Source organism: Pedobacter rhizosphaerae, assembly GCF_900111155.1.
Taxonomy (GTDB): Bacteria; Bacteroidota; Bacteroidia; order Sphingobacteriales; family Sphingobacteriaceae; genus Pedobacter; species Pedobacter rhizosphaerae.
Window position 1 is genome coordinate 43,484 of the sequence record NZ_FOGG01000025.1, and the last position, 21,309, is coordinate 64,792.

The window sequence follows — 21,309 nt, forward strand, 5'->3', positions numbered from 1 at the left end:
ACCAGCATCAGAAAGTCGGTTTTATAGCGACTGCATGTGCCATAAATTACATCAGTACTTTTCGGGTTAATTTTTTCACCTCTGTATTCATCCACAAACTTGAAAGTAAGCGGCAACTTATTTTTTTCTTCGATTTGGTATCTCATAAATATTCGGCTATAGCTTTCTCTGCAGTATAATTACACATGGCCGAAACCCCTAAGAATTGGCCAACTGTATTTACCTCTAAAAAATAAAATTTATCTCCGCTCTTGATAAAATCTATTGAGCCACAGTTTACATCCAGTAACAGCATTAATTGATGGGTCTTTTTCTCGATTTTTGCGGGAAGTCGATATCGCACATTTCGGTTAGGCTTTTGAAGGTTGTACTTTCTGAAATCGGTTTTGGTTTGCTCATCATTTTGAGACATTATTGCTGTAGAATAGAAATCTCCGTTCAAATAAAAGCTCCTGATCTCGAAATCCTTTTCAATCTTTTCCTGAAAAAATGTGATAAAAAAGCTATCTTTTTCTTTATGCTCCACTATGTTGGTGTACATAATACTTTCCGCATAATCCTGATAATTATTGATGGTTATGTTTCCGGTTAAGGGCTTCGTAATGGTCTTATCCAAAACCACTTCAGCCGTATCTTCAGCTAAATAAAACTCAGGAACATCAAGTCCCACCTTTTTGGCCTGTTCTAACACCATTAGCTTATTTACAGCGCTGGTGCTTTGCTTGTTGACGTGTTTTTTTGATTCAAGTTTTTTGATTACATAATCCTGCAACCAATGCTGGTGCTCCTGCATGTGAACATCTACAGCCGGGTTATCATACTGGATTTTTTTAAATCTTATCCCTCCTCTTCTGTACCAAACACTGCTGATGTCATCGATATAAAAACAATTTCGATGGCTTTCTATATAGATGCGTTTTTCCTTCGCTCTTATCTCAAACTCTTCGTCTTCATCCACCCGAATAAATTTTTTAACCAATGCCAAAAGCCATTTGATAACTTCATTGGTGGTAGTCTCTTGCTTCCTGGATATAATTAAAATCATCTTTACTCGCTTAATCCCTGGATATTTTGGATATGGGTGCCAACTAGTAAAGAAAGCAACCCATAGCCTTTTTAAATGAGCATGATTAAATGGAATTTAGCCCGAATTGATCGGGAAAATTACATTTGTACCGCTACTAGTAATTATGAATAGGTTCTCCAGGTGCTAAACGACGGATTTCCCTGTAAAGATATTCGCCCGTACCATTTGCGCCCGAATAGTGGTCATATTCGATACATCCTTCCCCAACAAATACATTAGATTGTATCTCCATATAGCCTCCCAATGCCCTTCCGCCATTGATTGACGATAAATCTGTCAGTTTTTGGTTTTCCAGTAAGGAGAAATCCTTTTTCGTTCCTTTTAAATTTTTCATTTTATTAATTTTTATCGATTAGGTAAACTCGCCAACATACCCTGGCGTTTGGGCTTTATTCATTTAAATTTCGACACAAACTAAAGGGATTACAAGCGACAGTTGATATGTGACCGCTTTGAGTAACTTTTCGTTAATTCTGAATGGATATTCGTAAAATGGCGGGGAAAATTAAAATCGAATAGGCCGTATGATAGCAAACATTTAATTTAACAAACAAAATAGTCTTCTGGAGTAAACGCAAACTCTCACTTAGAGGTCTTGCTAATCGCCTGCATCCGCATCAATACAACTCGGAGAAAAGGCCGCATTATTTTAAATAGCTGAAGCAAAATTACTTGCCACCCACTCTTTTTATAAGACCTGAGTTTGGCAAAAAATGGCTTAGTCTTTGTTCAGCTCCCAGCAAAATTTTTAGTAAAATCCCATTTAGATCATGAGCAAGTTACACTTTTCAGTAAAAAAAATCCTTTCCATTTTTTCAGTCCTTAGTATTTTTTTATTATCGTCATGCACTGAAACACCAGAAAAATTCTTTGATATCACCGTCCTCAATACCAATGTAATTAATGATTTCGCCAGTCCGGATCTCGCCCGCCACATTGATGACGAGGCCAAAGAATATCCCAATATACCCTCAAGCAAAAAGAAGGGTGATGAGGCTGTTACCACAGTTAAGAATAAGATTTTATACCTGGAGCAGGCATTAGAAAAAGTGAAAAAAATTTCGGCCTCTGGTGATGAGGAAAAGGAAATAAAGGCATTATCAACAGCGCTTTATGAAATGGCCATACCTGTTTACAAGAACGAATATCTGGCTTATGCCAACTTATGTGACCAAAAAGGCAGCCAGGAAGCCAAAGACGCTATAATAAAAGATATAGATCAGAAATACGCTGCAACTTTCGAACAGCAGTATACCGAGCTCATGGAAAAGGGCAAAGCTTACGCCGCCGCAAACAATATCCCGGTAAATTGGGGCCGCTAATCAGTTGGCATAAAGTATCGCTAATTGCACACTCTTGCTAATGCAAAATGCAACCAGGTTAAGATAGTAGCTGGTAAATCATGAATTTAGTCGTCTTCTAGTTTAAATCTACCAGAGCGCGACTTTAAAAGTCTCTTTATACGCTTGAGAAAGAAACGAACGTTTTATCACTTTCCAGCCAAGCTATATTTTCCAGTACTTTATTCCCAATATTCCAAAGTCAAAGCGGCTATTTTCGATATTGAAAATAGCCGCTTTTCTACTCATAGAGTTTTTTCAGTCATTTGACTTAAAGATTTATTCTGACCCTTTAATTGGCAGAAGATGATAAATAAGTCATTAGTTTTTCTGCTACCAGCAAAGAAGATTGCGGATTTTGTCCGGTAAATAATAACCCGTCCTGAACGGCAAACGGATGCCAGTCTGCTCCCTTTTGATAGTCAGCTCCCTTAGATTTTAACATGTCTTCCAGTAAAAAAGGCACAACTTTTTCCAGTTGTACGGCAGTTTCTTCGCTATTGGTGAAAGCCGATACTTTTTTGCCTTTTATAAACGGTTCTCCGTTGGCGGCTTTAACATTTTTCAATGCAGCAGGTGCATGACACACTAAGCCTACCGGTTTTTGATTTTTGATGAATGACTCGATTAGGCGTGCAGAGTTTTTATCGGCAGATAAATCCCACATTGGTCCATGCCCTCCAGGGTAATAAACGGCATCATAATCTTTTTGATTTACCTTTGATAGTAAAACCGTATGCGACAGTTTTTCTTGTGTAGCTGCATCGGCGAAGTATCTTCGCGTTGCTTCTGTTTGAAATTCCGGATCGTTACTTTTAGGATCTATCGGTGCCTGACCGCCTTTTGGAGAGGCGATGGTAATTTCCGCTCCCTGAGCGATAAAGTAAAAATATGGCGCAGCAAACTCCTCTATCCATAATCCTGTTTTTTTACCGGTGTTACCTAATTGATCGTGAGAAGTAACAACGAAGAGTATTTTCTTAGTTTTCGAATTTACCGGTTCCGAAGATTGATTTTGGGAAAAGCCCCCTAAACTTACTATTGAAAGTAAACCTAACAATATTGCACTTGTTTTAATTTTCATTTCCTTTGAATTTTATTTAATACAAAGGTTTCAAGATTTCAGGCTTTCACACAGGACATATGTCAAAAAAATAGTGTGACATACATCAAATTATTTTGGGTTTTTGTACAGGCGGCTAAGGGTTTCGCGGGTAACGCCAAGATAAGATGCAATGAGTTGCTTCGGCACCATTTGAAATAAGGCCGGATATTGTTTTATCAATTGCTCATATCTATCGCGGGCATCAGTATTAATCAATCCCAATACACGCTGCTGAAGGCCAACATAACCTAAATTAGTTTTCTTCCGAAAAAAATGCTCAACCTTATGCAGTTCGTTGCACAGCTTTTCCTTGTCCTCTAAAGAAATTACAAGTACCTCAGCCGATTCCACGGGATCAATATATAGCGACGAAGGGACTTGCTTGTAAAGCGCATGATAGTCTGAAATCCACCAATCTGGAAGGGCAAACTGAAGCACATGCATCTTATTATCGCTGTCTATCATATATGATTTCAGACAGCCCTTCAGCACAAAAAATTCATTTTTTACCGTCTCCCCTTCCTGAATAAGAAATTGATGCTTTATGAGTTTCTTATGCGTAAAATGACTGCTTATATATTCAAACTCACTATCCGTAAGGGTAATTATTTTTTCGAAATGGGCTCTGAGCAGGTCTTTCATAGAAAGCACGAATTTAATAAAATTCAACAAGAAAATTTTCTTTATAAACTTTTGTTATGCCCCTTTTTACGGCGTTGCTTTTGAGCCGCAGCCGTACTGACGAACAAGTTGAAAGATGGAATTATTCCTTTAGCTAATTCTATATTTTAGGAGCATGAAACTATAAAAGACATGCCTAATATTTAATTTCTGGAGGTGAATAGGACTAGTTAGTATTTTTCGGAAGCGTAAAATTTTCTCAGCGATGAAGCTAATAAAGTATCTTTACCGGCGAATTGATATGAGAGCTACATTTTTATTTTTATTTCTGCTGTTGAACGGCTGGTTAAGAGCCCAGGATTTTAAAGGGGAAGAAAAGGGCAATTTTATACTGGGAAAAATCTTTTCCCTGCAGTCCAGAATCCTTTCAGAAGAGCGCATACTTAACATCTACCTGCCTGAGGGATATGACAGTACGCTAAAGTATCCGGTGATTTATCTATTGGATGGATCTGCTGATGAAGACTTCATCCACGTTGCAGGTTTGGTTCAGTTCAACACCTTTCCATGGATAAACCGCATCCCCAAATCTATTGTGGTGGGTATTGCGAATACGCGGAGAAAGCTTAATTTCACCAGCCCGAGCAACCGTCCTTCAGATCTGAAACTGATCCCTGAAAACGGCGGTTCTACTGCTTTTATTTCTTTTATAGCGGAAGAACTGCAACCCTTCATCAATAAAAAATTCGCAACCGATGGAAACAACATGATTATTGGCCAATCACTTGGCGGACTACTGGCTACGGAAATCCTCCTTACCAAGCCACAACTTTTCAACCGATATGTGATCATTAGTCCTAGTCTTTGGTGGCGTGACGGTTATCTACTCAAGGCCGATCCAAAAGTGTTCGAAGATTACAATTTTAGCAGCACTTCGGTTTATATCGGCGTTGGTAAAGAAGGTTCTATCGATGGATCAAAGCAGCACATTATGGAAAAAGATGCCAAACGCCTGGCAGTAAAGCTCAATAAGTTAGGCAGCGGAAAGCCTGCCCTCTGGTTTGATTTTTTAAAACAGGAAAATCACGCAACAGTAACCCATCAAGCCGTTTTCAATGCTTTTAGGAAAATGTTTCCGCAAAAGTAGTACAGCTGAAGCTTTAATACATATTCTGGTGTAGACTTAGTTAATCTGCAACCTGAGATTTATTCTCCTTTGGACTTATTGAATCGGGGTAAAATCTTTGCTTGAAATATATCTGCCTGCTAAGTGTTTTTCCGCTATCAGTCAATACCAGATTTGCCTCAACGATCCAGGTTTCGGGAGCAAAAGGGTCGTCTCTGGCAATACGCAAACCACGTATACGTCCTGTTTGAGGACTTAAGGCCGCTATCCTGCAACTTGGGCAGTTGCGCTGAAAGATAACTTTACCATTTTTAAAATCTTGCTGGTCTATGCTAAAGGCTACACCCTCCATCGGAGCTTTGAGAAAGATTTTCATATCCCCTTCCCCAAAGTTAACCTCAAACACAAATACCCTGAAACTGCCCGTGATAGGATGCACTAAAGAATCCAGGTCATTCCAGCGGGTGTATCGATAAGAGCAGTCGCCTGTTGAGCAAGGCGTTAAATTCTTCTGATCTAGTTCCCTTTCTTCAATAACAGAGACATTTTTTCTGCAAGAAAGGTTCATTAACAATAGGATAATCAGTACAGCGTTCTGGATATATTTACTCATTTGCTAAGTAAACGTTCATGGAAGCATGCTCGCTACAGATATCCGATTTTTTTGTGCTTGCCAATTACAAAGCTTAAAGGGATTTCCCAATGCGGGCTACAATATCTGATAATAAATGTAAGAAAAGCGTATTATTAGGTGATCAAAAATTGTTATGACTTAAGGAGGTTATTTTTCCGATACAGAAAGTAGAAATACCTATAAATCAATAGATTAAACTAGAAAAGATACAAATACGAAACAGCATTTTACAGACTATTTCAACCTATTACAATAGTAAAAAAATTATTTTGTAAAGCCTTATTTTTTTCAATAAAAAGTCTCTTAGCTCAAGTTTTTTTCCCAACTTTTATCTTTTGGGAATCCGTATGCTATGTCCCTTTCGTAAATGCAGGTAATATAAACTCAAGACATGAAAAAAATTCTTTTATCTGCAGTGGCTATAGTAGCGATTGCTTTTGCAACAAATACTTCCCTTCAGGCGCAGTCCATGGAAAAAACAAAAATGGTTGGTGGTGCCAAAATGTATCCATCAAAGGATATTATCGATAATGCGGTAAACTCCAAGGACCACACGACTTTGGTTGCTGCAGTGAAAGCTGCAGGCCTTGTGGAAACTTTGAAGGGCAAAGGTCCTTTCACCGTTTTCGCGCCGACTAACAGTGCTTTTGACAAACTGCCAAAAGGTACGGTAGAAACTTTGCTTAAACCAGAAAACAAGGCCATGCTGACCAAGGTGCTGACCTATCATGTGGTTGCGGGTCATATGGACAGCAAGGCTATTGCGGCTGCGATCAAAAAAGGAAACGGGAAAGCGGAATTCACTACTGTTGAGGGCGGCAAGCTTTGGGCCTGGATGAAAGGCAGTAAGCTGATGTTGAAAGATGAAAAAGGTGGCATGTCTACAGTGACCATCGCTGATGTTCACCAGAAAAATGGCGTGATCCATGTAGTGGATACCGTACTGATGCCAAAATAGCCTATTCAAGATATTACGGCCGCCGGAATTTCCAGCGGCTTTTTTCATTTCTGCACCAATTGCTATAGCTTACCGGAATACCCTAAACTTATTGGCCTGCAGCCTGTTATAATACATAATTTGCCGCTTATGATTGCATTTATACTCACCCAGATCAAATCCGAGAATCCGGCACCAGCTACCGCCGATCTCGAAAAACAGCTGATAGCAGGCCTTAGAAATAATGAGCTCTCTGCATTTACCCAGCTTTACAAGATGTATTCGGCCACGCTGTTTGGGGTGATCATGAAGGTTGTCAACCAGCAGGAGACCGCAGAGGACCTGCTACAGGAGGCCTTTCTAAAAATCAGGCGTTACATTGGAAGTTATGATGAAAAGAAATCACGTCTGTTTACCTGGATGCTGAATATCTCACGGAATACTGCCATCGACCACCTTAGGTTAAAATCTTCCAGGCAAATGCGCTCCAACCTGCTTTTTGAGGATGTCGAAAAAGAGCTTGATAACCATAGCCATTCTTTTAATACCGATACGGTGGGGGTTAAAAAACTTTTGGAAGGGCTTTTGCCTAAACATAAGCAGATGATCGATCTGTTTTATTATAAAGGCTATACCCATAGTGAAATCGCAGAACTGCTGGAGATGCCCCTGGGTAGCGTTAAGACTGCCATCCGCCAGGCCATTTTAAACCTTCGTATGGTTTTTGATGTAAAATAATCTTTCCGGAACATTAGGTCCCGCCTCATTCCACTATAACCTTCAGTGAATCGGTCTTTACCCGTGAACGTATCCACTTGTCCATCTTTCCCCGCTCTGCAATATCCATTTTGGCAGATAAGGCTGCTGAAAAAAGAGTAATGGTATCCTTTTTGGATGAATCTACCCTTAGGTAGACCACATTGGACAGGCTATAGGATTTTACTTTTGGGAACAATACCTTGAGCTCAGCCGATACATCTGGAAAAGCCTGCGTTGTTCTCTTTAGCGTTACGGCCTTTTCTTTTGTCTGCCCCTTGAATACATCTTCTAAGATACTGGCGCGGATCTGTGAGAAATCCACCTGCTGCCTTGCGCTAAGGCCCTGGCGGATGCGCAGCCGGCTGCCCTCGAGCCGGTAATCCTTTAAATGACTTTCTATTTTTTTTATCTCTTCCCCGGACAGTTCTTGGCCGATCAGCAGCAGATCAATTTCTTTAGTCCTGGTGCTATAGCGGAAGGATTTGCTGACCACCTGGGTATTTTTGAAATTGAATTCACCGGCTGTAAATGCCTGTGCATTGTTTTCAAAGATGCTTTTCTGAACGATGCCATAAGCCAGATAGATGCTGGGCAGGATAGTAATGAGCACAGAAATCAGGATGTATCTGGATACTTTTTTTTCGGTATTCCTGTCCTCGAAATGTTTTTTATCAAAGCGCAGGAAGCGGATGATCAGGTAGGTGGATATGCAGATAAAAAGGCAATTGATGAAAAACAGGTAAATAGCCCCCAGAAAATACAGCCAGTTACCATTGGCAATGCCATAACCTGCGGTGCAAAGGGGCGGCATGAGCGCTGTGGCAATGGCTACGCCCGGGATGACGTTGCTTTTTTCGGTCCTGGTTACGGCAATAATGCCGGCCAGTCCGCCCGCAAAAGCGATAAACACATCCCAGATGGAAGGGGTGGTACGGGCAAGGAGTTCGCTCTGCGCATCGTGTAGCGGGGTGATGTAAAAATAGAGCGTAGAGGTTACAATACTGAATATGGTGGCAATGAGCAGGTTCCTCCCTCCTGTTTTGACCAGGTTAAAGTCGTTGGTAGCGATACCCAGCCCGATACCCATAATTGGCCCCATGAGTGGCGAGATGAGCATGGCTCCGATGATCACGGCAGTGGAATTGACGTTGAGTCCGATGGAGGCGATAATGATGGCAAATATCAGTGTCCAGAGGTTGCTGCCCACAAATATGGAGTTTTTGGAAATCGAGCTTACGATCCCAGCCTCATCGGCCTTGTCCATCTGCAGGTTGAACCTTTTGGAAAAAAAGGAACGGAATGCCCTTGGAAGTTCTTCTTTGTTTTCTGGTGTACTCAAAACGGTTTGGGGTTTATCTTTATGCTGGATAAACATATCTTTGCCCTTTCTGTTTTATCCAATGTAAATTAGCGGCGGCCCTTATAAGCCTTTGGTTGCTTTTATCCCCCGATCCCATGAAAGAAAAAATACAGACCCCGATAGAGAAAATCATTGCACCGGTAAACCGTTTCATCCATCTGGAGTATACCAGTGGGATTGTGCTGCTGCTGGGAGTGGTGATCGCGATTATCTGGGCCAATTCATCTTTTGGCGAAAGCTATCACCATTTGTGGGAGAAGCACCTTTCCATCGCCTTTGACACCCATACCTTAAACAAACCCTTGCACATCTGGATCAACGACGGGTTGATGGCGCTGTTTTTCTTTGTGATCGGACTGGAGTTGAAAAGGGAGTTTATGAATGGGGAACTCTCGACGGTCAAAAAAGCGGCGATGCCCATGGCGGCGGCTTTGGGCGGAATGCTTATTCCGGCGGGGCTTTATTATCTCATCAACATCAATAGCGGCGGTACACATGGCTGGGGAATACCCATGGCGACAGACATTGCCTTTGCCCTGGCGCTTTTATCCATGGCCGGTAAACACATTCCTCCTGCTGTTAAAGTTTTTCTTTCGGCTCTTGCCGTAGCGGATGACCTTGGCGCAGTACTGGTAATCGCTTTTTTTTATACGGCACAGGTAAACTTTATGGCGCTCGGGATTGCAGGACTTTTTCTATTGGTGCTCCTTATTGGAAACAGGCTTGGCGTGCGCAGCAGTGCTTTCTACCTAATTTTTGGGATCTGTGTCTGGATCGGGTTCCTGCTTTCGGGCGTACATGCCACCATTGCGGGCGTTTTGGTTGCTATTACCATTCCGGCGGTGACCAGGGTTGAAGAAAAGGTCTATGCCGAAAAGCTCAGAAAGCTTTCCTTTGACTTTGAAGAGGAAATTCCCAACAACAGTACTTTGACCACTCCAGCCCAACACCATACCATCCAGAAGGTGAAAAAACTAAGTCTTGCTGCAGAAACACCGCTGCAAAAGATTGAACATAGCCTCCATCCTTATGTGGCTTTCCTGATTATGCCGCTTTTTGCACTGGCCAATTCGGGCATTGTCATCGGGGCTGACATTTTCACGGCTATCCTGAATCCGGTATCGATCGGAGTAACGCTTGGCCTGGTGGTGGGGAAGTTTACCGGGGTGCTGCTTTTTTCTTTTCTGATGGTCAAAACAGGCTTGGGCGCGCTGCCCCAGGGCGCTGGCTGGAAACACATGGCCGGCATTTCCCTGTTGGCCGGTGTAGGTTTTACCATGTCGCTATTTATCAGTGGCCTCGCTTTTGAAGATCCGCTACTGGTGACCCAGGCCAAATATGGCATACTGCTCGCCTCGCTGGTTTCAGGGGTATTGGGCTTTCTTTACCTGAGGCTGCTGAAAAAAGATGTGCCTGTCGGGGAATGAAATACGTTCCTTAACCATTCGCCTGCTTGCTTGTCGCCTTTGAAAAGAATACTGGATACTTTATTCGAACTCCGGTTAGAAATAAAGCAGAATATTTTGATTGACAAGGCATTATTTTCTCCTGCGTTTACAGGCCTGAATAGTAATCGTAACCCTGTTCTGCCCAATAATCCCTGGGGCGGGTGTCGCTGAAGGACATTGTTCCGATCCGTTTAAGGTTTTTGATCCCGTATTTGACGGGGATGATCAATCTGAGTGGGGCACCGTGTTCCTTGCTTATCGGCTTTCCGTTCATCTGGTAGGCTAGAATGGTTTGGGGATGGAGGACACTGTCCCTTTCCAGGCCGACATAATATTCGCCGTTGGGGGTTTCCAGGCCCATGTAGTTTTTTTGGGCGAGCGCATCGAGTTTGTAGTGGGACAGGAAATCGCTCAGTTTTACACCAGCCCAATGCTGGATCTGGTCCCAGCCTTCTACGCATTTAAAATCGAATACAATTTCCGTTTTGGGTAGTGCCTTAATGTCTTCAATACCGATTTTCAATGATTCCCTGCTGTTGATCTTTACTTCCAGCTTCCATTTGCCGATATCAAAATCCCCATCATCTTCAATACCAATCAGGCTGTTGACCCGAACGGTTTTTGCTGCACGTTCTTTCGGATAGGTTTTAACCAGGTGGTTGTTGCTGAAGAAATTGCGGAAGAAAAGTTCAGTTTTATTTAAGGCCCTTCTCAAAGGTGCTTTCGCACCACCTGTAATTCCGGGCGTTTCCTCTGGTGCATGGAGTAACCATTTCCAACCGGCAATCGCACTACCGCCCAGTGCAAAAAAAACTCCGAAGGAAATAAAATTGCGGCGTTTTATTTTCTGCTCGATACTCAGCGGGGCTTTAACTTTCCTTTTTTTCTGCTGTTCCATGTGCTGTTAATTTTTCGTCCTTATCTTTCTCTGTATTTCCTATGACCTCAAAACCCGATACAACAGACCTGAAGTTATTCCATCCAGCGAGCGCAACCTGAAGGATATGTATCAAAAAGAAAAAAACGTAGCCAATAGTGAGTGCGAAATGGATGATCCGGGCAAAATGATAACCACCACAAAGCCAGCAAAGCCAATAAAATTGAACGGGTTTATAAATGGCAAGTCCGGTGATTACGGAACCTAAACCCATTAATATGATTGCTGAGTAGGCTATTCGCTGGGCAGCGTTATATTTTTTATGTGGGGGGATGGTTTTTCTGATGTGTAGATCATGAAGTAAAACCAGCCAGGCTTCTTTGAATGAATTTTTCTGGGGCATAAGTTCTCGCCAGGCACCCGAAAAAATAGTGTAAATGATATAAAGCAATCCATTGAGAAAAAAGAACCACATGAATAAAAAGTGATAGGCCATGCCTTCGGCAAGGCGTTGGGGTATGTGGAAGTAGTTGTAAAACCACTCCGGAAAGAATTTAATGTAGGTAACGCCAAATATGGAGATTCCATAGGCATCATTTGCCCAATAAATAAACATGCCGCTCCAAATCATAACGGCAAGCACCGGAAAATTTACCCAATGCGTCCAGCGCATTAAAAAGGCGTGTTTTTCTTCTATCTCTTTCATTGGGCTTTTTTATAACATTAACGGAATTTTGTTGGTTCAGGATTTATTTAACCATGCGTTTTGAGTTGCAGCTTTGTGGCCGCGGTTATTTCTCCGCTTTTCGCATTTTGCAGGAAAGCAATAACCTCAAAATCATTTTTGATGTTCCCTAAAGCTAGATTGACCAGGCCTTTTTCCCTGCCGTTAAGGCTAAAGGTTTCGAAGTGATTTACAATTTGTACATGATGGAGTGTTCTGCCTTTGTTTTCACCCCGTTCAATTTTATTTGTTGCGTTTGGATTGACAATGGCTAGGATAAGGTGATCATCCTTTACTTGCCTGATGGTTAGATAACTTAAAGTAATATTTGTGACAGTCTGTTTTTCAAGGGTAATTGCTAAGCGGTTTTGGCCCGTTTGCGATAAGCTATGTTGAAGCGCGTTGCGAAGGGTCTTTTCCTCGGAGCCAACAAATTGTTGGCTACCGTTTACCACAATTTGGGGCGTATACACGTTGCTAAGCCTTAGCCAGTTTGCATATTGATTCTGCCTTTTTGAGCTTTGGGCACTGCTGAAGCTATCTTTCCAGCCCAGTCTGTCCCAGTAATCTACATGGTAAGCGAGAATGTAGACAGGTTTTTCCTTATTCTCTTTTTCTATCCTTGCGATCAGTGCATCGGCAGGCGGGCAACTTGAACAACCTTCAGAAGTAAATAGTTCGATAACCGCAAAACCTTGCGCTGCAGGTCTATCTTGTTTTAAAGTAAAGGCCAGGCTTATTGCAGAAAATGCAATAACTATAAATGCTATTTTTCCAACCATGACAATCATTTTAAGGCTTAGTCGCTGGTTTTAATTATTCCTTACAAAAAAATAAAATAATCTGTAAGGAATTTAATTTGCTGCCGACTAAAAGGTTAAGCACTATATTTATACAATGTACGTAAAAACATGAATGAAGAAAAGCAAGGTTTAGCGGCAACCAATCAACTTCATAGCGATCCGGTAACCTGGGTTGAAAAATATGCGGATTACCTTTATCGTTTTGCCATTTCCAGATTAAGAGATGAGGAAGTGGCAAGAGATTTAGTGCAGGATACTTTTTTAGCTGCATTACAACAATTAGCCCGGTTCGAAGGAAACAGCAGTGAGAAAACCTGGCTTACTGCAATACTTAGAAATAAGATTGCTGATTTTTACCGAAACCAGGCATCAAGAGGATTAGAGGAAGTCCGGCAATCGGAATCCGAACAGGTGGATTTTTTCGATGCAGAAAACGGGCATTGGAACACCCCACATGCCCCGCAATCATTTGGTTTGGAAACAGATAATCCGCTGCTGATTAAAGAATTGGGCAACATTTTGTCAGGCTGCCTGAAAAAACTGCCTCCGCTATGGTTTTCCGTATTTTCGATGAAACACATAGACGATTATACCTCGGAAAAAATTTGCCTTGAGCTAAAACTTACTGATGCTAATTTTTGGGTAATTATGCACCGCACAAAACTAAACCTGAGGGCTTGCCTTCAAAAACATTGGAACTGATATGACCGGAGCTTTAAAGAAGATAATATACAATTGCAGGCAGGCAACTTTTCTAATTGAGAAAAAAACATTGGGGAAGATTACAGCCGCAGAAACCTTGCAACTACAGATACACCTTGCCGGTTGCTCGATTTGCAGAACTTTTCAGCAACAAAGCATACTGATTAACCGCTTATTTACCGGTTTTAAAACTGAAGAGTTAAAGCTTGATGATGACTTCAAATCGAGCTTAAAACAAAGAATTGAAAAAGAAATGAATAAAAATTGATTTTAATTGTAAGGATTTTAAACAGGCCGCGACAAAGAGGGAAACAAAAACACCATAACATGAAAAATCAATTCTTAAAATCGGCAGCTAAACTTGTGCTGACGGCCTTAGTTACTTTAAGCCTTTCTGCATCAACTTTTGCAAACAGTCCTCAACAGGATAAAATGGGCAAAAAGAAAATGGATAAGATGGAGAAAAGCAAAATGTCGAAAATGAAGGCAGATTCCGCCAAAAAAGTCAAAATGGAGAAATCTAAAATGGCAAAAGACAAAATGTCGAAAAGCAAAATGTAAAAAACAGGCAGGGGTTTTTCAATCCCCTGCCTAAATTTATTTAAGTTTATGAGAAGAGTTATACTATTTATTGCACCGTTTATTGCAGTGATTTCAACTGCAAATGCTCAGAAAGGATTGTCAGCAGGCGCAAATGCCCCAACTTTTAGCGGGGTAGACCAGAATGGAAAGAAAATTAGTTTGCAAACTTTGTTAAAAGAACATCAATCGGTTGTGCTTTTTTTCTACCGTGGCCAGTGGTGCCCATATTGCAATAAGCACATTAAAGAACTACAGGATTCCCTGCAATTGCTCACTGCTAAAGGTGCCTATGTTATCGGCGTTACACCGGAAACCAGTGAAAATATTTCCAGGACCATCAAGAAAACCAAGGCAGGTTTCTCTATTATACAAGATAAGGATGATGAAATCATGAAAGCCTATGGCGTTAATTTTATGATGGACGAGGCGACCTTTTCAAAATATAAAGGTTATGGGATTGATTTGGAAGCAAATAATGGTAACACGCGCCATACGCTTCCGGTACCTGCGACCTACATTATAGACCGCTCAGGAAAGATCAGGTTTGTCCATTTTGATCCTGATTATAAAAAAAGGGCATCAACTGGAATGCTGCTTACAAAGTTATAGCCTGGAATATTTTTGGTCTTATTATTTCCTGATGCACCAGGTGGTCATGGAGCGCATGCTTTGCACGTTTGTGCTTTTGATCGGTTCATGTAGCTGGCCACCGAGTTTTTTTGTCAACCGCAGTAGCATTTCCTGGTTTACTAAAAACCGTTCTGTCCCATCGGGCAATACATACCTGCCATTGCCGATAAAATGGACTGCGGATTCTATGCCGATTTCTGAGGCGAGGCGGCAGAAGAAATGGCCCCCTGGTTTTAATACCCGCCACATCGCATTCAGCATGAGCTCAAAATGCGCCAGGCTTTCTGCAAAGTGAAGCACTGCGCTGCTTATGACTAAATCAAATTTATCATTTTCAAATGGCAGGTTTTCTACCGTTGATACCAGGAAGTTTTTCTCTGGGTTGATTAGCGGATAGCCAGCGGTAGCTTTTCTCAAGGCCAATATAGCTTCCTCGCTCCTATCCACGCCAAAAACCTCCCGATCATTGTTTAAGAAATAGGTAAGATTTCTGCCTATACCACATCCGGCATCTAAAATGGTGCTGCAGTTGGTATAAGTTCCTTTGAGGATCTGATCAAAGAGATAAATGTCGATATCTCCAAACGTTTGCTTTGGATTTGGTAAAGGTCTCATTTCGGGTAATGATAAAAATAATCAATCGATATGCAGGAGCTGAGGGATTAACTGGAAAATCAAGTTGCAATAATGGGGTTCATTTAAGTGAAAATTTTTGCTTTTGAACTTCTACAATTGACAGTGATTTAAGCTCGGCCCTGCGATAGATAAAGTCTTAAAATCTATAGCGATCATCATCTTTCTCCGGAATTTCTACGAAAGAACTTCTCCAGAGCATGTAGCCAAGCCTCCCACAGGTTTCTGCCACAAAGTATTCTATGTCAGCAGGCACGTCATTTACAATTCGGTAACGAATTTTATATTTGGGGTTGTAGCTGATGTAAATTACCAGATCCTCGCTGGAAAAGCCCCTGCCGGAAAGGGATTTCAGGTGAGTGGTCTGTAGATCCCTCGCGGCCTTTTGCAGCCGGTCATTCATTACTTTGGCTAATGCCTTCTCAGGTTTAAAATCAGTCTCCAGTATAGCTAAAACGGTGATGGTCATGATGCAAATATATTATCGGCCTCGATTTTTGCAAGTGCAGGATGCTAAGCAACTGAAAATGAAACAGAATAATTTTAGCTTCTAAGCGGGGCTGTATTAGCGCGAACTGAGGCAGATAACGTTTGATGGATAATTTCCATTTAGGTTCCGGCGGACTATCGGACCTTTCAGCGGGGTCCGATCAATAAAAATTAGCGTCCAGCTATTTGAGAATAAGTGCCGATTATATAATTTAGTGCCATTAAAGTTTGCTAAACATATCATCCATGAACTTAAAGTTCAAATTCGCCGGTGGTCATCTGCACCTCCGGAAAGGTTTTTTATGTTTACTTTGCTCTACTTACTTTATGAATCTTATTGATCCAGCGATAGCTGATTTTTATAACCAATCCTGCGAAGATTCTCGCTTACAGACCGGCCTTGGGCCGCTTGAATTTGAAAGAAACAAATTGCTCATAACTGCTTACCTGCACCAGGCACCGATGCATATTGCCGATATTGGAGGGGGAACAGGCCATTATTCCGCTTGGCTCTCTTCTTTAGGTCATTATGTTTATTTAATTGATCCTGTACCGGAACATGTCCGGAAAGCAAGAAAAAAAGCAAAAGGAAAAAATGCTTTTAGCTGCGAGATTGGTGAGGCCCGCAGGCTTCCATTTGAAAACGGCAGTTTTGATCTGGTCATCCTGCACGGACCACTTTATCATTTGCAGCAGCAGGCTAATCGATTGCAGGCGATTAGGGAAAGCCGAAGGATCCTGCGTCCAGGCGGAACGGTCCTCGGTTTTGCCATTACGCGTGCCGCTTCTACACTTGCAGCCCTAAATACCGGTTTGATTCACGATCCCAGAATATTTCAAATGTGTATTTCCGCGCTAAATAGTGGAAACCATACTGCACCGGAAGGAATGCAGGGTATCCTCTCACAGGCATACTACCACACGCCTGATGAGCTGAGGGATGAGTTTGCTTGTAGTCATTTTAGCGTTATTGGTTCACATGCAGTTGAGGGTCTGGCCTGGATGGATAGCAATTTTTTCCAAAGCTGGGCGGATCCGGTTAAAAAAGCAAGATTGCTTGAGCTGATTGCGCTGACAGAACAGGACAGCAGCCTTTTATCCTTAAGCCCGCACATGATGGTTGCAGCTACTGTCGAGATATAACAGCTTTGGGCCCACTGATTTTCCGGTTATTAAAAGATTGAAGATGTGTTGAGTAAATAGCGATGGTCTTCAGGCTGGTCTTAATCCAGTTCCCTTTCAGTACTGTATGTGCTGACCCGAGGCTTTGGAAATCAGTGGAATGGCTTTGAATAGAAAATCAGATTTTTCGGCCGCTTTATGGGAACAATAAGAATAGGCTTGACTCAGCCATCTATTATTAGAGAAGGTATCGACCTTTAAAACATATTGGTTTATATGAACCCGTATAAGCAACAAGGCCTGGAATTGTACCAGGCCTTGTTTATCAATCCTTTTTGATCTCGATGCATATTAGCTATGGAAGCTGGTTCAATACCCTTTCTTGGCAGGGTGCCTATTATTGGTACACCACTTCAAAGCTTCCATACATAGCCATTTCGGCGCTGTGAGAAACATTCAGCTTTAATTTTAACTGATCGATAAGTTCCTTTGCAAAAGCAATGCTCCTGTTGAGATCCTTCATGCCACGGATTTCAATTCCCCGCTGGAGCATTTTGAATTTAGATGGTTCAAACTTTTCAATGAATTTTTCGAGGTCTTTAGTCTGTGCTGTTTTATCCATAGGTATATTTTTTTAATCCTGAACCACTTAAAAGCACTTTTTGTTTTTTGAATGCTGGTAATTATCCACATTTCATGCAGCACACCGATTTTAACGGCAAGCACTACGTTACATTTTCAGGGATAAATACTCCGGCATTCAACAATCTCACCGCAGCGGATGTTGCACTTTATTTTAAGTGGTGCTTGATCAAGACTTTATGCTTTGCAACAAAATTTTCACCCAAATCCTTGCCTTTGTTGGGATCTATTAGGCTATCCCGGTGAGATGGATAAGGTAATAATAAGCCAAAAAAATGAAAACTGGGAGGCATTGTACCTGCGGCTTAGCATTGAAGCCGTAATTCTGTTCAATAGATTACGGCTTCGTTTTTGGGGTTATTTGGGAGCTTATTTCTTTTTGGGAACCTTTGCTCCTTCTTTTTTAGCTTCGGAAAGCCCGATAGCGATTGCCTGTTTTTTGGAAGTTACTTTTTTGCCTGTTCCGGTTTTCAGCGTTCCTTCTTTTCTTTCGTGCATGGCTTGTTCGACTTTTTCGCCAGCTTTTTCTGAATACTTTGCCATAATATTATTGTTTAAAAGGTTTAAATGGTGATGCGTCCACCGCTTACCGGGATGGTTGCCCCTGCGATGTAGCTGGCCTGGTCTGATGCCAGAAATACGTAGGCCGGGGCAACTTCAGCAGGCTGTCCAGCCCTTCCCATCGGCGTGTCTTTTCCAAATTCTTCATGTTGGGGTATGGTTGAGGGGATTAGCGGTGTCCAGATCGGGCCTGGTGCCACCGCATTTACCCTGATCCCCTTACCGTCCATCAGCAAAATTTGGCTTAGGTTGGCGGAGAAGTTTTGGATTGCCCCTTTTGTTGCGGCGTATGGCAGGAGCTGTTCGTTGGGAGAATAGGCATTGACCGATGTGGTATTGATAATGCTGCTTCCTGGTTTTAGGTGTGGTTCGGCTGCTTTACAGAGGTAAAACATTGCAGTGATATTGGTCTGAAAGGTACGGTCCCATTCCTCCTGAGATATCTCCTGGATGTTTTTTCTGGCCATTTGAAAGGCTGCTTTGTTGACCAGAATGTCCAGACCTCCCAATTCGCGGATGGCAGTATCTATAATTTCGCGGCAGTGGGATTCTTTGCGGATATCGCCTTTAAGCAGAACGGCTTTCCCACCAGCAGCTTTTACATAATCTGCCGTGAGTTTTGCGTCTTGGTCTTCTGAATCATCGAGGTAGCTGATGAGTACATCGGCCCCTTCCCTTGCGAAGGCAATGGCTACTGCCCGGCCGATACCGGAATCGCCTCCGGTGATGATGGCTTTTTTGCCCTTTAATTTACCGCTTCCTTTATAGGATTTTTCGCCATGGTCTGCTTGTGGGATCAGTTGGCCTTCAGTTCCGGGAGGCTGCTGGTCCTGTTTGGGGAAAGGTGGCTGCGGGTACTTATCTGCAGGGTTTTCTGCTTTGTTTTTCTCGTTTTTCATGGGTTTGATGTTTTTGATAAGGTCTTTTAATAACCGATGAAATCCGAAAATGGTTTGGATTTTTGCTTTACAGGTGCCCAAAGGTATCATTCCAGCCTTCATGTGCCTGTATGCCCTGGCGTATGGCGTGCAAGGCCGGGAGATCGAGTTCGCAGCCCTGGCTTTCGCAGTGGGCGTGGTCTTTTTCGTCGAGTTGTATCGTTCCGATCACTTCGGCGTTTTCTGAAATTTCATACCGGGCATTGCCAAGGGGTTTGATTTCGTAGAATCTGCCCCGGCCTTCTATGGCTACTTCTATTCTGAACTGTTCCATGGTTTACTATCTTGTAGATTTGCTTTAGTTTCATTTTTTATGGGAGCGCTTTGCTCTGCCTCGAATTTAGGATCGAGTTCGTCGGTTTCAGCGGTTATCGCGGGATCCAGCAGTACTTTTTGTTCCCCTGAGGGTATTTTGGCTTGGTTTTGGTCTTTGATGGTTTCCATTGATTCCTTTTTTTTATTCAACAATATTTCTTGTAAATGGTTCTGGGAGAGACGAGTATTGCCTGAATTTGTTGACACCGGAGAGGTTGTTATGCTTCAAAAAAACAAAAAATCTTATAAAAAATATAAAGGTATTATCAGCCCAAAATTCAGCCGTCAGAAGCCAGCTAATATTAAGCAGGATGTTTTGGGTCTGGCTCGCTAAACAGATGGAATTACGCCATCCGCACGTCACTTAATTGAGTGATTTGGAGAATATTTCTTTTGACCCGGATCATGAACTAAAGTTGCCCCACATCCATGTAATATTTTTAGCTATAGGCATTTAAACAAATTGCTTTCATGTTGTGTTAAAATAACCAAGAACTACTTCTCAGCGCATCGCTCAACAGGGCTTCCCTGAGGTGCCGGCAAATCAGCTAAGGGTCAATCGTTTTAAGAACCGAGAATACCAATAAAAACTGCCGCTATCGGGTCAGCAATTACCTCTTCATAATAGACTTTCCCTGATGATCGAATATTTTGGGGTATTGTGGTGGAGTATATCCTAATATTTAGATAGGAATAAGTGACCATTTTTAAGATAATCCAAGCGTCATTTGCGTGATTGAAATACTTTTTCAAAAAACAATAACCAGCAGGCTGCTTGGTTTTGCGGAATTTATTTAAATCACAGCTGTTTTTTTAACGTTTGTTCCCAGAGAACAAAAGCAGACCTAAACCTACTGCTATTCCGATGCCCAGTGCAAGTTTTGTTTTCCCTGAGGGCAAAGGTATGAGGGTTTCTCCATAGATCTGATGCGGTGGTGCGGAGGCTTTTAGTACATTGCCGCTTGTGGGTTCTCCATCCTTGATCTCCATCAGCATCCGCATCCCGGATGAGGCGGTATTGACGAGCAGCTTTGGCAAAATGCCATGCATGGTCTTGAGTGCCCAGGAAGCAAAATCAGGGAATTTATCTTTTTTAGGGTGGATGGCGAGTTTAAGCAGTTGCTTGGCGGTATCACGGGGATCTGCTGCGAATGGCGGGATCTTGAAATCCAGTCCGGAATATTTGGCCGAATGCATATTACCTGTGGACCGCTGGATCTGCGGGTAAAGGTTGCAGATATGGATGTTAGGCTCGTTGGACAATTCACCCTGCAGGCATTCCATCATGCCCTTGATGCCGAATTTAGTGGCTGAATAGACGGCGCTGTATGGAGCTGGCATAAATCCGCCAATGGAGACATTGTTGATCAGTATCCCGTAGCCTTGCTGTTTAAATATAGGGAGAATCGTGTGCGCACAGTTGAGATAACCCAGTAAATTGGTCTTTACTACCTGGTGACTCACTTCGATGGGTATTTCTTCGAATTTGCCACTGGCCATTACCCCGGCATTGTTTATCCAGTAATCGATCTTTCCGCTTAAGGCCAGTGCTTGCCTAGCGAGCGTTGCCACCTGGGTTTCATCTGAAACGTCTGTGCTGATACCAACGGCATTCGCGCCCAGGCTTTTGCAGTAGGCTACCGCCTCGTTCAAAGCATGCTCTCCCCTTGAAGCAAGCACGAGGTTACAACCAGATATGGCGAAGGCTTCGGCGGTGGCCAGTCCTACCCCACTGGATGCTCCGGTAATGACTACTGTTTTACCAGAAAGGCTGGATGTTGCGTTATGTTTTTGCATAGTGATAATTGATCAAGGTATTCTATTCTGCAACACCAGATTTACTGAAATGTTTGCTGGTGTTGGTTTAAGGCTTG

The 21,309-nt window shown here is 42.4% G+C and carries 27 protein-coding genes; 10 read left to right on the plus strand and 17 right to left on the minus strand.

All coding sequences use genetic code 11. The features are described from left to right. Positions 1-142 precede the first annotated feature (142 nt). Positions 143-1,045 carry a grasp-with-spasm system ATP-grasp peptide maturase gene (gene gwsG, locus BMX11_RS17610; RefSeq protein WP_090886666.1) on the minus strand — a complete coding sequence of 301 codons (903 nt, stop codon included), beginning with the start codon at positions 1,043-1,045 and terminating at the stop codon, positions 143-145. A gap of 136 nt (positions 1,046-1,181) precedes the next feature. After that, positions 1,182-1,421: a TIGR04139 family peptide modification target gene (locus BMX11_RS17615; RefSeq protein WP_090886669.1), complete on the minus strand. Its 240-nt coding sequence runs from the start codon at positions 1,419-1,421 to the stop codon at positions 1,182-1,184. 436 nt (positions 1,422-1,857) lie between these two features. Between BMX11_RS17615 and BMX11_RS17620 the strand changes: the two genes are divergently transcribed. After that, entirely contained in the window at positions 1,858-2,409 is a 552-nt protein-coding gene (locus tag BMX11_RS17620; protein ID WP_090886671.1) for a hypothetical protein, read from the plus strand. A gap of 310 nt (positions 2,410-2,719) precedes the next feature. Here the strand turns inward: BMX11_RS17620 and BMX11_RS17625 are convergent, their stop codons facing one another. Then, positions 2,720-3,511 carry a type 1 glutamine amidotransferase domain-containing protein gene (locus BMX11_RS17625; RefSeq protein WP_090886673.1) on the minus strand — a complete coding sequence of 264 codons (792 nt, stop codon included), beginning with the start codon at positions 3,509-3,511 and terminating at the stop codon, positions 2,720-2,722. Positions 3,512-3,601: 90 nt separating this feature from the next. Beyond that, positions 3,602-4,174: a Crp/Fnr family transcriptional regulator gene (locus tag BMX11_RS17630; RefSeq protein WP_090886676.1), complete on the minus strand. Its 573-nt coding sequence runs from the start codon at positions 4,172-4,174 to the stop codon at positions 3,602-3,604. Positions 4,175-4,418: 244 nt separating this feature from the next. On the opposite strand from BMX11_RS17630, the gene BMX11_RS17635 reads away from it, so the two are divergent. Then, the gene (locus tag BMX11_RS17635; RefSeq protein ID WP_217643867.1) at positions 4,419-5,300 is read left to right on the plus strand and encodes an alpha/beta hydrolase; all 882 of its coding nucleotides are present in this window, start codon (positions 4,419-4,421) and stop codon (positions 5,298-5,300) included. A 40-nt stretch (positions 5,301-5,340) separates the two neighbouring features. Here BMX11_RS17635 and BMX11_RS17640 read toward each other — a convergent pair whose 3' ends face one another. Next, on the minus strand, positions 5,341-5,892 hold the full coding sequence (locus tag BMX11_RS17640; protein WP_090886680.1) for a hypothetical protein: 552 nt from the start codon (positions 5,890-5,892) through the stop codon (positions 5,341-5,343). Positions 5,893-6,304: 412 nt separating this feature from the next. Between BMX11_RS17640 and BMX11_RS17645 the strand changes: the two genes are divergently transcribed. Both BMX11_RS17645 and BMX11_RS17650 read left to right on the plus strand, forming a co-directional pair. Then, positions 6,305-6,871 (plus strand): fasciclin domain-containing protein, encoded by a 567-nt coding sequence (locus BMX11_RS17645; protein WP_090886682.1) that lies wholly within the window; start codon positions 6,305-6,307, stop codon positions 6,869-6,871. Between the two features lie 129 nt (positions 6,872-7,000). Beyond that, positions 7,001-7,588: an RNA polymerase sigma factor gene (locus BMX11_RS17650; protein ID WP_090886684.1), complete on the plus strand. Its 588-nt coding sequence runs from the start codon at positions 7,001-7,003 to the stop codon at positions 7,586-7,588. A 25-nt stretch (positions 7,589-7,613) separates the two neighbouring features. On the opposite strand, the gene BMX11_RS17655 is transcribed toward BMX11_RS17650, so the two are convergent. After that, positions 7,614-8,984, minus strand: coding sequence for a TIGR00341 family protein (locus BMX11_RS17655; protein WP_090886686.1), 1,371 nt, complete (start codon positions 8,982-8,984; stop codon positions 7,614-7,616). Positions 8,985-9,064: 80 nt separating this feature from the next. Between BMX11_RS17655 and nhaA the strand changes: the two genes are divergently transcribed. Beyond that, positions 9,065-10,396 carry a Na+/H+ antiporter NhaA gene (gene nhaA, locus BMX11_RS17660; protein WP_090886688.1) on the plus strand — a complete coding sequence of 444 codons (1,332 nt, stop codon included), beginning with the start codon at positions 9,065-9,067 and terminating at the stop codon, positions 10,394-10,396. Between the two features lie 127 nt (positions 10,397-10,523). Here nhaA and BMX11_RS17665 read toward each other — a convergent pair whose 3' ends face one another. From BMX11_RS17665 to BMX11_RS17675, 3 genes are read right to left on the minus strand one after another with little or no spacing between them, the layout of a single operon-like run. Beyond that, positions 10,524-11,315 (minus strand): molybdopterin-dependent oxidoreductase, encoded by a 792-nt coding sequence (locus BMX11_RS17665; RefSeq protein ID WP_090886690.1) that lies wholly within the window; start codon positions 11,313-11,315, stop codon positions 10,524-10,526. Further along, positions 11,287-12,000: a cytochrome b/b6 domain-containing protein gene (locus BMX11_RS17670; protein WP_090886692.1), complete on the minus strand. Its 714-nt coding sequence runs from the start codon at positions 11,998-12,000 to the stop codon at positions 11,287-11,289. The genes BMX11_RS17665 and BMX11_RS17670 overlap by 29 nt, the downstream gene beginning before the upstream one ends. 47 nt (positions 12,001-12,047) lie before the next feature. After that, complete coding sequence (locus tag BMX11_RS17675; protein WP_245738698.1) at positions 12,048-12,800, minus strand: DUF1223 domain-containing protein; 753 nt, start codon at positions 12,798-12,800, stop codon at positions 12,048-12,050. Positions 12,801-12,929: 129 nt separating this feature from the next. Between BMX11_RS17675 and BMX11_RS17680 the strand changes: the two genes are divergently transcribed. From BMX11_RS17680 to BMX11_RS17695, 4 genes are read left to right on the plus strand one after another with little or no spacing between them, the layout of a single operon-like run. After that, positions 12,930-13,523: a sigma-70 family RNA polymerase sigma factor gene (locus BMX11_RS17680; RefSeq protein WP_090886695.1), complete on the plus strand. Its 594-nt coding sequence runs from the start codon at positions 12,930-12,932 to the stop codon at positions 13,521-13,523. Position 13,524: 1 nt separating this feature from the next. Next, positions 13,525-13,791 carry a zf-HC2 domain-containing protein gene (locus BMX11_RS17685; RefSeq protein WP_090886697.1) on the plus strand — a complete coding sequence of 89 codons (267 nt, stop codon included), beginning with the start codon at positions 13,525-13,527 and terminating at the stop codon, positions 13,789-13,791. 59 nt (positions 13,792-13,850) lie between these two features. Beyond that, positions 13,851-14,084 (plus strand): hypothetical protein, encoded by a 234-nt coding sequence (locus BMX11_RS17690; protein ID WP_139180218.1) that lies wholly within the window; start codon positions 13,851-13,853, stop codon positions 14,082-14,084. Positions 14,085-14,132: 48 nt separating this feature from the next. Next, entirely contained in the window at positions 14,133-14,714 is a 582-nt protein-coding gene (locus tag BMX11_RS17695; protein WP_090886701.1) for a peroxiredoxin-like family protein, read from the plus strand. A gap of 21 nt (positions 14,715-14,735) precedes the next feature. Here the strand turns inward: BMX11_RS17695 and BMX11_RS17700 are convergent, their stop codons facing one another. Both BMX11_RS17700 and BMX11_RS17705 read right to left on the minus strand, forming a co-directional pair. After that, positions 14,736-15,350, minus strand: a complete 615-nt coding sequence (locus tag BMX11_RS17700; protein WP_090886704.1) for a class I SAM-dependent methyltransferase — start codon at positions 15,348-15,350, stop codon at positions 14,736-14,738. Between the two features lie 157 nt (positions 15,351-15,507). Further along, complete coding sequence (locus tag BMX11_RS17705; RefSeq protein WP_090886705.1) at positions 15,508-15,837, minus strand: hypothetical protein; 330 nt, start codon at positions 15,835-15,837, stop codon at positions 15,508-15,510. 266 nt (positions 15,838-16,103) lie between these two features. Here BMX11_RS17705 and BMX11_RS17710 point away from each other — a divergent pair, with 266 nt between their 5' ends. Then, positions 16,104-17,000: a class I SAM-dependent methyltransferase gene (locus BMX11_RS17710; protein WP_090886707.1), complete on the plus strand. Its 897-nt coding sequence runs from the start codon at positions 16,104-16,106 to the stop codon at positions 16,998-17,000. Positions 17,001-17,376: 376 nt separating this feature from the next. On the opposite strand, the gene BMX11_RS17715 is transcribed toward BMX11_RS17710, so the two are convergent. From BMX11_RS17715 to BMX11_RS17740, 6 genes are all read right to left on the minus strand, one after another. Next, positions 17,377-17,601, minus strand: coding sequence for a hypothetical protein (locus tag BMX11_RS17715; protein ID WP_090886709.1), 225 nt, complete (start codon positions 17,599-17,601; stop codon positions 17,377-17,379). A gap of 389 nt (positions 17,602-17,990) precedes the next feature. After that, complete coding sequence (locus BMX11_RS24380) at positions 17,991-18,164, minus strand: DUF6496 domain-containing protein (RefSeq protein WP_175474604.1); 174 nt, start codon at positions 18,162-18,164, stop codon at positions 17,991-17,993. A gap of 20 nt (positions 18,165-18,184) precedes the next feature. Continuing rightward, a complete protein-coding gene (locus BMX11_RS17720) occupies positions 18,185-19,081 on the minus strand; it encodes an SDR family oxidoreductase (protein WP_090886721.1) in 897 nt (298 codons plus the stop codon). Positions 19,082-19,148: 67 nt separating this feature from the next. After that, positions 19,149-19,394: a hypothetical protein gene (locus BMX11_RS17725; RefSeq protein WP_090886711.1), complete on the minus strand. Its 246-nt coding sequence runs from the start codon at positions 19,392-19,394 to the stop codon at positions 19,149-19,151. Continuing rightward, a complete protein-coding gene (locus BMX11_RS17730; RefSeq protein ID WP_090886713.1) occupies positions 19,376-19,564 on the minus strand; it encodes a hypothetical protein in 189 nt (62 codons plus the stop codon). The genes BMX11_RS17725 and BMX11_RS17730 overlap by 19 nt, the downstream gene beginning before the upstream one ends. 684 nt (positions 19,565-20,248) lie before the next feature. Beyond that, the gene (locus BMX11_RS17740) at positions 20,249-21,232 is read right to left on the minus strand and encodes an SDR family oxidoreductase (protein WP_090886717.1); all 984 of its coding nucleotides are present in this window, start codon (positions 21,230-21,232) and stop codon (positions 20,249-20,251) included. Between the last annotated feature and the right edge of the window lie 77 nt (positions 21,233-21,309).

Bases quoted from the DNA above. Each gene is read 5' to 3' on its own strand.
- gwsG (WP_090886666.1), bottom strand. From the start codon at position 1,045: ATGATTTTAATTATATCCAGGAAGCAAGAGACTACCACCAATGAAGTT.
- BMX11_RS17615 (WP_090886669.1), bottom strand. From the start codon at position 1,421: ATGAAAAATTTAAAAGGAACGAAAAAGGATTTCTCCTTACTGGAAAAC.
- BMX11_RS17620 (WP_090886671.1), top strand. From the start codon at position 1,858: ATGAGCAAGTTACACTTTTCAGTAAAAAAAATCCTTTCCATTTTTTCA.
- BMX11_RS17625 (WP_090886673.1), bottom strand. From the start codon at position 3,511: ATGAAAATTAAAACAAGTGCAATATTGTTAGGTTTACTTTCAATAGTA.
- BMX11_RS17630 (WP_090886676.1), bottom strand. From the start codon at position 4,174: ATGAAAGACCTGCTCAGAGCCCATTTCGAAAAAATAATTACCCTTACG.
- BMX11_RS17635 (WP_217643867.1), top strand. From the start codon at position 4,419: ATGAAGCTAATAAAGTATCTTTACCGGCGAATTGATATGAGAGCTACA.
- BMX11_RS17640 (WP_090886680.1), bottom strand. From the start codon at position 5,892: ATGAGTAAATATATCCAGAACGCTGTACTGATTATCCTATTGTTAATG.
- BMX11_RS17645 (WP_090886682.1), top strand. From the start codon at position 6,305: ATGAAAAAAATTCTTTTATCTGCAGTGGCTATAGTAGCGATTGCTTTT.
- BMX11_RS17650 (WP_090886684.1), top strand. From the start codon at position 7,001: ATGATTGCATTTATACTCACCCAGATCAAATCCGAGAATCCGGCACCA.
- BMX11_RS17655 (WP_090886686.1), bottom strand. From the start codon at position 8,984: ATGTTTATCCAGCATAAAGATAAACCCCAAACCGTTTTGAGTACACCA.
- nhaA (WP_090886688.1), top strand. From the start codon at position 9,065: ATGAAAGAAAAAATACAGACCCCGATAGAGAAAATCATTGCACCGGTA.
- BMX11_RS17665 (WP_090886690.1), bottom strand. From the start codon at position 11,315: ATGGAACAGCAGAAAAAAAGGAAAGTTAAAGCCCCGCTGAGTATCGAG.
- BMX11_RS17670 (WP_090886692.1), bottom strand. From the start codon at position 12,000: ATGAAAGAGATAGAAGAAAAACACGCCTTTTTAATGCGCTGGACGCAT.
- BMX11_RS17675 (WP_245738698.1), bottom strand. From the start codon at position 12,800: ATGGTTGGAAAAATAGCATTTATAGTTATTGCATTTTCTGCAATAAGC.
- BMX11_RS17680 (WP_090886695.1), top strand. From the start codon at position 12,930: ATGAATGAAGAAAAGCAAGGTTTAGCGGCAACCAATCAACTTCATAGC.
- BMX11_RS17685 (WP_090886697.1), top strand. From the start codon at position 13,525: ATGACCGGAGCTTTAAAGAAGATAATATACAATTGCAGGCAGGCAACT.
- BMX11_RS17690 (WP_139180218.1), top strand. From the start codon at position 13,851: ATGAAAAATCAATTCTTAAAATCGGCAGCTAAACTTGTGCTGACGGCC.
- BMX11_RS17695 (WP_090886701.1), top strand. From the start codon at position 14,133: ATGAGAAGAGTTATACTATTTATTGCACCGTTTATTGCAGTGATTTCA.
- BMX11_RS17700 (WP_090886704.1), bottom strand. From the start codon at position 15,350: ATGAGACCTTTACCAAATCCAAAGCAAACGTTTGGAGATATCGACATT.
- BMX11_RS17705 (WP_090886705.1), bottom strand. From the start codon at position 15,837: ATGACCATCACCGTTTTAGCTATACTGGAGACTGATTTTAAACCTGAG.
- BMX11_RS17710 (WP_090886707.1), top strand. From the start codon at position 16,104: ATGAACTTAAAGTTCAAATTCGCCGGTGGTCATCTGCACCTCCGGAAA.
- BMX11_RS17715 (WP_090886709.1), bottom strand. From the start codon at position 17,601: ATGGATAAAACAGCACAGACTAAAGACCTCGAAAAATTCATTGAAAAG.
- BMX11_RS24380 (WP_175474604.1), bottom strand. From the start codon at position 18,164: ATGGCAAAGTATTCAGAAAAAGCTGGCGAAAAAGTCGAACAAGCCATG.
- BMX11_RS17720 (WP_090886721.1), bottom strand. From the start codon at position 19,081: ATGAAAAACGAGAAAAACAAAGCAGAAAACCCTGCAGATAAGTACCCG.
- BMX11_RS17725 (WP_090886711.1), bottom strand. From the start codon at position 19,394: ATGGAACAGTTCAGAATAGAAGTAGCCATAGAAGGCCGGGGCAGATTC.
- BMX11_RS17730 (WP_090886713.1), bottom strand. From the start codon at position 19,564: ATGGAAACCATCAAAGACCAAAACCAAGCCAAAATACCCTCAGGGGAA.
- BMX11_RS17740 (WP_090886717.1), bottom strand. From the start codon at position 21,232: ATGCAAAAACATAACGCAACATCCAGCCTTTCTGGTAAAACAGTAGTC.